At 68.5% G+C, this 8260-nt stretch carries 2 protein-coding genes; both read right to left on the bottom strand.

Going from position 1 to position 8260, the window contains the following annotated elements; translation table 11 throughout:
- On the bottom strand, window positions 1-4556 hold a 4556-nt coding region (locus KDB67_RS17630; RefSeq protein WP_291018363.1), incomplete at its 3' end, for a non-ribosomal peptide synthetase.
- Between the two features lie 213 nt (window positions 4557-4769).
- On the bottom strand, window positions 4770-8260 hold a 3491-nt coding region (locus tag KDB67_RS17625), incomplete at its 5' end, for a condensation domain-containing protein (protein ID WP_291018361.1).

Genomic DNA, 8260 nt, shown 5'->3' with positions numbered 1-8260 from the left:
GTCGCGATGGCGCGCATGATCTGAGTCAGCGCATGGGCGAACACGGCGATCTGGTCGTCGCCGAACGCCTGCGGCAGGTACTTGAGGCGGACGAGGAGTCCGTCGCCGTCCGGTGCGGTGACCATGTTCAGCGGATAGTGCGTGGAGTCGCTCGCCCGGACGTCCGTGATCGACAGCCCGCCCGTGGCCGAGGCATCGTCGGTGGCAAGCGAATCGGCGTTGACCGGGTACGACTCGTGGATGGTCAGCGTGTCGAAGCCGATCGGCCTGCCGACGGCCGCGGCGATCGCGGGCAGACTCAGGTACTGGTGGTCGAGGACCTTGATCTTGTCGGACTGCGCCCGTCCGATCACCTCACCGATGGAGGCGTCCGGATCGACGTCCACCACCGCGGGCAGGGTGTTGATGAACAGACCCACCATCGTTTCGACCCCGTCGAGGTCGGCGGGCCTGCCCGATACCGTCTCACCGAAGGTCACCACCCGATTGCCGGTGAGCCGGGACACCAGCACCGCCCAGGCCACCTGGACGACCGTGGCCAGAGTGGAACCATGTTCTCGTGCAACCGATTCCAGCAGGGAGGTGGTCTCGGCGTCGAGGTGGGTCTCGTAGTCGCGGGGCAGCGCGTCGGCCTCCGGTACCTGGCCGGCGGCTACCATCGTCGCGCCCTCGACAGGGGCGAGGACCTCCCGCCACGCGGCCAGACCCTGCGCCCGGTCGCGACCGGCGATCATCGTCAGGTAGTCGCCGAAATCACCTGTCGCACCGCCGGATGCCACCGACGTGTACGGGGTTCCGGTCGCATAGACGGCCAGCACGTCGGCCAGGACCAGCGGTGCCGACCAGCCGTCGAGAATGAGGTGATGGTTGGTCACCACGAGTGTCGACGATGCACCGTGCCGGACGAGCACGAACCTCAGCAGCGGCGGGGCGGCCAGGTCGAACGGCTGCACGCGCTGCGCGGCGACGATCGACTCGATCCGTTCGGCGACAACATCTTCGGCGCCATGTTCATCGAGATCGACGACGGTCCAAGGCAGTTCGGCGTCGGCTGCGATGGCGGCGACCACCGCGCCGCTCGGGGCGGCGACGAACCGCGACCGCAGCACCCGATGATGGTCGACGACCTTCTGGGCCGCTGCCCGCAGCCGATCGGCGTCGGCACCGGTCAGCGTCAGAACAGCCTGTGCCACATACACATCCACCTGACCGCTGTCGATGGCCAGTTGCGACTGGAAGTACAGACCGCCCTGCAGCGGCGACAGCGGCCACAGGTCGGCATCGGGGAAACGTGCTTCCAGATCATCGACGTCGACCTGGGTCAGTTCGGCCCCCGGAATATCGGATGGACTGGAACCGACTTGTCCCCCAACAGATTCGATGTATTCGGCGACCTCGGCCAGATAGTCCTGCCAGTGGCCGGCGATCTCGCGCGCGTCGGCCTCGGACATGATCGTGGTCAAGTACCCCAGGCTCGCGACGAGTTCGCGGCGGCCGTCGTGGGTGGCGATACCGGCGTCGAGCCGGACCGCGGACGTAGCGACCATGCCGCCGGAGATCGTGCCCGGCAACGCATACGGCTCTTGTGCCGGCGCGAACGGAACCAGGGCGGCAGCCGAGTCGTTGTCGGCGCGCACACCGCGGTTGCCGCCGTAGTTGAACGACACCGCGGGCAGGCCGCGGTCGGCGAAACGTTCGGCATGTGGGCCGAACAGCAAGGGGGTGAAGGCGATTCCGTTCTCCGGCTCGGCGAGGAACGCCTCTTTGGTCTGCTTGATCAGTGCGCGCGGCGACTCGTCGGCCAGGTCGAGACCGACCGGGGCGAGCGCCGTGAACCAGCCGACGGTGCGGGCCAGGTCGGCGCCGGGCGCGATCTCCTCGGCCCGGCCGTGTCCCTCCAGCAGGATCGACAATCGTCCGCTGTCGTGCCCGTGTGCGGCGGCCCAGCGATCGACGGCCACGGCGAGCGCGGCCACCATCGCCTCCGACGCGCCGGCACCGAATGCCTCCGGCACCGTGGTCAGCAGGCGTTCGGTGACGCCGGCGGATACGGTGACCGACACCTCCCCCATGGCGCGTTCCCGGTCGGAGGCGCGATCGAGGGCGCGCCCGAACCATTCCCGCGTGGTGGGCAATTGCTCACGCCAGTAACCGATCTCGTCGTCGCGTTCGGTACCGAGATCGGCGAGGACCTGCGACCATCTGCGGACCGATGTTCCCTCCGCGTTGAGCGAGACCGCCTGTCCGGCCCAGATCTGCCCGGCGGCCACCACGAGATCGGCGATCACCGTTTGCCAGGACACGATGTCGACGACGGCGTGGTGAATCGCCAGGACGAGACGGCCGTCGGAACCGTCGGCGGGCAGCACGCCCGCAGCCGCGATCATCGCGCCCCGGGTGGGATCGAGCCGACCGATGGCCTCGGCGTGTGCCTGTTCGACAGCCAAGGCGAAGGCATCCGTGCCGGGCGCGGCAGCCACCGAATGCATCGTGATCGCCTGTGCGGCATCGAATTCAGCAGCACCCGCGATCATCGACCAGGTGTCGCCGGACGCGGTGAGGGTGGCGGAGAGCATCGGATGGTTGGCGACCATCGCCGCAAGTACCGCACCGATTCCGTCCACGCTGCTGCCGGCCGGCAGTGCCAGCACCTGCGACTGCGAGAAATCAGCGAAATCTTCTGCAGTGTCGCTTCTTTCGAGCATCCACCGAACCATCGGCGGCAGAGTGACCTCGCCGGCGGGTCCGCCGGGCAACTCGTCGAGGACCACCGATTCGCGCATCTCCACCGCATGAGCCAGTGCGCGAACGGTTTTCAGTTCGAAGATGTCGCGGGGGCGCAGTTCGTAGCCGGCCGAACGCAACGCCGACGACAACTGGATCGACATGATCGAGTCGCCGCCGAGTGCGAAGAACGAGTCGGTGGCGCCGACCTGATCATGGCCGACGAATCCGGCGATGATCGCGGCGATCGTCTGCTCCACCTCGCCCACCGGGGCGACGTATACCGCTTCGACGATCGCCGACGGGGCCGGCAGCGCGTCGCGGTCGAGTTTGCCGCCCGGGGTCAGCGGCATCTCGTCGAGCGCGATCAGCTGCGCCGGCACCATGTGCGCCGGCAGCGTCGTCGACACCGCGGCAAGGACGGCGTCGGCGTCGATGCCGTCGGGCGCCACCACGTATCCGATGAGACGGGTGCGGCCGGAGGCGGCATCGTCGATACCGAGCACGAGGGCGCCTGTGACGCCGGGCTGATCGGTCAGCACCGACTCGATCTCGCCGAGTTCGATGCGCTGGCCGCTGATCTTGACCTGATGGTCGGCGCGGCCAGCGTACTCCAGATCACCGGACGAATTGACCCGCACCAGGTCGCCGGTCGCGTACATCCGCGAACCGGGTTCGCCGAACGGGTCGGCGACGAACGAGGTGACGGTGGCGCCGGGTTTGTTCAGGTAGCCGCGGGCCAGGGCGGGCGCCGACAGGTACAGCTCACCCACCACGCCCTGCGGCACCTGATGCAGCCGGGCGTCGAGAACATAGGTGGTGAATCCGACGATGCCGCGGCCGATGGTGACCGGTTTGCCGGGCAGCAGCCGCGCGCGGGTCGCCCACACGGTGGCCTCGGCAGGCCCGTACACGTTGAAGATGCGGCGACCGCGCGCAGCCCAGCGCTCGACCACCTCCGGTGGGCAGGCCTCGCCGCCGATGGCCAGATGTTCGACGGTCTCACCGAAGTCCGGGTCGACGGTCGCGAGCACCGTCGGGGTGATGATGACGTCGGTGACCTCGTTGTCCTCGATGACCTCACCCAGTGCGTCACCGGCATAGTCGGCCTGCGGCGCCACCACGAGCGTGTGGCCGGCCAGGACGGCCGCGGCCATCTCGACGACGATCGGGTCGAAGCTGGCTGATGCCAGGTGCAGGATGCGGGTGTCGGGGTTGTCCTCCCGCGGTCCGGTGACCTGGGCGTAGGTCTCCATCAGGTCGGCGATACCGGCGTGGGTGACGCTGACGCCCTTGGGCCGGCCGGTGGAACCGGAAGTGTAGGTGACGTAGGCGAGGTTGCTCAGCCGGACCGAACCATTCAGCTCGACGGCGGTCAGGTCGTCGCCGGACAGGGAGTCGTCGTCAAGATCGTCGAGGCCGAGCCATTCGCGGTCACCGTCGCCCAGACGCGACCGGGTCACCTCGTCGGTGATGCCGATGGTGACCGCCGAGTCCTCGAGCATGTACTCGATGCGGTCGAGCGGATACGACGGGTCGATGGGCAGGAAGGCCGCCCCGGACTTGGCGATACCCCACACGGCGATGACCGACTCGGCGGACCGGTCGAGCGCGACGGCGACGACGCTCTCGGCACCCGCACCGCGCGCGATGAGCGACCGGGCGATCCGGTTGGTGACGGCCTCGAACTCCGTGTAGTCGAGTTCGGTGTCGCCGCAGATGACCGCGGGATGGTCGAGATCCAGATCACGCCGCGCCAGCAGATCGATCAGCGTCCCGGCCTCGACGATGTTGCCCGGGTTGCCGCTGGTCGGATCGTTCGTGGTCGCCATTGTGTGTGGCACTCCTTCGCCCATTCTCACTGCTCGTGCATCCCCGGCCGCCCCTGCGGGGGAGACCTGGCGATGGCTGTAGGTCCATTGTGTCCGTGGCACCGAAACGAATATCGTCCGGGCCGCATGACGCGTTAGGGCGGTCGACCGTTCGGTCGACCGCCACCGGTCATTGTTCTCTGTGGGTTCAGCGTTCCGTGTGGATTCAGGGGGTCATTCGTCCATTATGGCAAGGTCCCCGCCCGCATTGAGCCGGCCACGCATCCCGGTCGCGTACATCCGGACTCCATCACCTGCCGGATCTGCGACGAAACGCACTGCGGTGTCCCCCATTCGGATGAACAGGCCGCGCGCCACAGCCTCACCCGACACGTACACGTCGCCGATCTCGCCGGCAGCCGCCTCCGCGAGCCGCTCGTCGAGCACCTTCACCACGACACCGCCGATCGCCTTACCCGCGGTAGGCGGCTTCTTGCGTGCCACCCGGCCCCTGGTGGCCCAGCCCCACGCCCCGGCGGGGCCGTAGGCGGTGAAGATACGGCGGCCACGTGCCCACCAGTCGGTGACGATGTCGTCGCCGCACCGTCCTCCGAGGACGACGATGTTGCGGACCGCATCCGCGGACTCCGGGTCGATCGAGGCCAGCACGGACGGTTCCAGCCAGACGTCGGTGACCTCGCCTGCGGCGAGGACCTCGCCGAGAGCCGCGCCATGACGTTCGTCACCGGACAGGACAAGTGTGTGTCCAGCCATGACTCCGGCGATCATCGTCACCCACGCCGCGACAGAATCGGTGGGAGATGTCACAAGGACCCGGGTGTCGGGGTCGGTGACCCGTGATCCGGTGATCCCCCTACACTCGTCGGACACCTGTTCGGCCCCCTGGTGGGTGAGCACCACCCATCCGTCGCCTCCCGCGGGATGGTCGTCGGCCACGAGCGCGACGGCATCGGTTCGGCGGACCGGCCGACGCAATTCTGATGCGGCGATCGGTACGTCCGGAACATTGTCGCCGTCCTGCTCGGTGACGACGAAGACCGAGCCCACCCCGTGCAGACTGCCGGACACCGAGGCCGCCCGGTCGGCGGCGCCGGTCAGGCAGGCCGCCCCGGCCTTGATCGCACCCCAACAGGCAACGACCCGGTCGACCGGCGAGTCGGTGTCGATGACCACGACGTCTCCTGAGCCTGCCCCGCGCGCGATGAGCGCCCGGGCTGCGCGGTTGGTGCGGCGTTCGAAGGACACGTAGTCGAGCATGGTGTCACCGAAGATCAGCGCCGGGTGCGCCGGATCCAGATCGCGGTGTGCGATCAGGTCGACCAGCGTGCCGGATTCGATGGTCACGATGTCGCGGTCGCCGTCGGCCGGTGCCGCCACTGCCCCCGGTGCCGCGGTGACGATGTCGATATCGCCGACCGCGGTCGCCGATCCGGTCACGATCGCGGCGAGCACCCGCAGCCACACCTCGGCGAAGCGCTCGATCGTCGCCTCGTCGAACAGCGAACTGGCGTAGGTGAACTCGACCCGGGTGTGTCCGGCCGATTCCGCGACGCTCACCATCACATCGACCTTCGCGTCGGTGGAATCGACGAGGATCGGCTCGACGCCGGCGTCCTGCTCCCCCAGCTCGACTTCGCCGATCGTGTGGGTGAGTGAAACCTGCGCGAGCGGTGCGTAGGCGGTGGAGCGCTGCGGTGCGAATCGCTCGACGAGCTGTTCGAACAGCACGTCGGCATGGCCGAAGGCGTCGAGATCGGTACGTCGTACGACATCGAAGACGTCGCCGACCGACGCCCCGGGGTCGATCCGCGTGCGCAGCACCAGAGTGTTGACGAACATGCCGACCAGGTTTTCCAGCGCACGGTCGGTACGTCCGTCGATCGGTGAGGCGATGACCACGTCCGTGGTTGCCGCCAATCGTGCGACCGTCACCGCGAGCGCCGCATGGAACACCATGAACGAGGTGACCCGGTAGTCACCGGCGCACCGTGCGACGGCGGTGGCGATGTCGTCAGGCAGCACGGTGCGGACCACCGCGCCCGCCGGATCGGCGACCGCCGGTCGCGGCCGGTCCATCGGCAGGTCGGTGACCGCGGGCAGACCGTCGAGGTGGGTTTGCCAGTACGCCAGTTCCCGGGTGAGGATGCTCGCGGGGTCGCCCGGATCGCCCAGTGCGCGTTGCTGCCAGAGGCTGTAGTCGGCGTACTGCACCGGCAGCGGTTCCCACCCGGGCGTCGCGCCCGCGGTGCGCGCCACGTACGCAGCGGTCAGATCGGCGATGAACACACGCCCGGATCCACCGTCGAAGGCGATGTGGTGGGCCACGATCAGTACCTCGGTGATCCCGGCCGCGGTGTCCTGCCAGATGCGCACCCGCAGCGGCAGATCCGTGGTGACGTCGAAACCGTCGCCGGCGGCCGCAAGCGCCTCGTCCCGGCTGTCGCAGATCTGCCAGTCCAGCAGTGCCGCAACCTGTTCGGCGTCGGCGATCTGCTGGTACGGGCCGTCGGCGTCCGACGGATAGCGGGTGCGCAGCACCTCGTGCCGCCCGATCGTGTCGAGCACCGCACCCCGCACCGCGGCGACGTCGATCGTGCCCTTGATCCGGACCGGCAACGGAATGTTGTAGGCCGACGACGCGGTGTCGAATTGGTTGACGAACCACATCCGGCGCTGCACGGACGACAACGGGAGCCGCTCCGGGCGGGGCACCACCGCCATCACCGGCGGCAGGTCCGGCGCGTTACCGGCCGTGGCGGCGATCAGCCCGCGCACCGTCGGAGCCTCGAAGACGTCGCGCACCGATACCCGCACCGCGAGCGCCGTACCGGCCCGCGACGCCAGCCGCATGGCGAGTAGCGAATTGCCGCCGGCGTCGAAGAACGATGTGGTGACGCCGAACCTGTCGAGTCCGGTGACATCGGCGAAGATCCCCGCGAGCACCGCCTCGATATCCGAAGCAGGCGCCACGTACTCGTCCACCGATGCCGACAGGTCCGGACTCGGCAACGCCGACCGATCGGTCTTACCCGCCGCGTTGGTGGGCCACTCGTCGATCGGCAGCCACACCTCCGGCACCATGAACTCCGGAAGCAGCTGCACCGCATGTGATTTGACAGAATCAACGGAGACGTCCGCGGGCGCCAGATAGCCGACGAGATGCTGAGCCCCGGACTCGGACCGCACCACCGCGGCGGCGGCGTGCACGACGCCCGGCACCCCTGACAGCACCGTCTCGATCTCGCCGAGTTCGATGCGCTGACCACGCAGCTTCACCTGGAAATCACGCCGGCCGAGATATTCGAGATCGCCCGAATCATTGTGGCGCACAATATCTCCGGTGCGGTACAACCGGCCGCCGGCCGAGAACGGGTCGGCCACGAAACGATCGGCGGTCATCGCCGGAGCCGACGCGTACCCCCGTGCCGTCTGAGCGCCCCCGAGATACAGTTCGCCGGACACACCGGCGGGCACCGGATGCAGACGTGTATCGAGGACGTACGCGGACATCCCCGGCACCGGCCGTCCGATCGTCACCCGCCCATCGGCGGGGTCGAACTCCGAGATCGTGGAGTAGATGGTGGTCTCAGTCGGCCCGTACTGATTGTGGACACCGACCGACCATTCCTCGGTGACCTGGGCGGCCACCGACGGTGGCAGTGCCTCACCACCGACGGACACCTTGGCCAGTGTCTTGGCCCACG

The organism is Gordonia sp. (in: high G+C Gram-positive bacteria) (assembly GCF_020438995.1).
Lineage (GTDB): Bacteria > Actinomycetota > Actinomycetes > Mycobacteriales > Mycobacteriaceae > Gordonia.
This window is presented reverse-complemented; position numbering and strand designations above follow the sequence as displayed.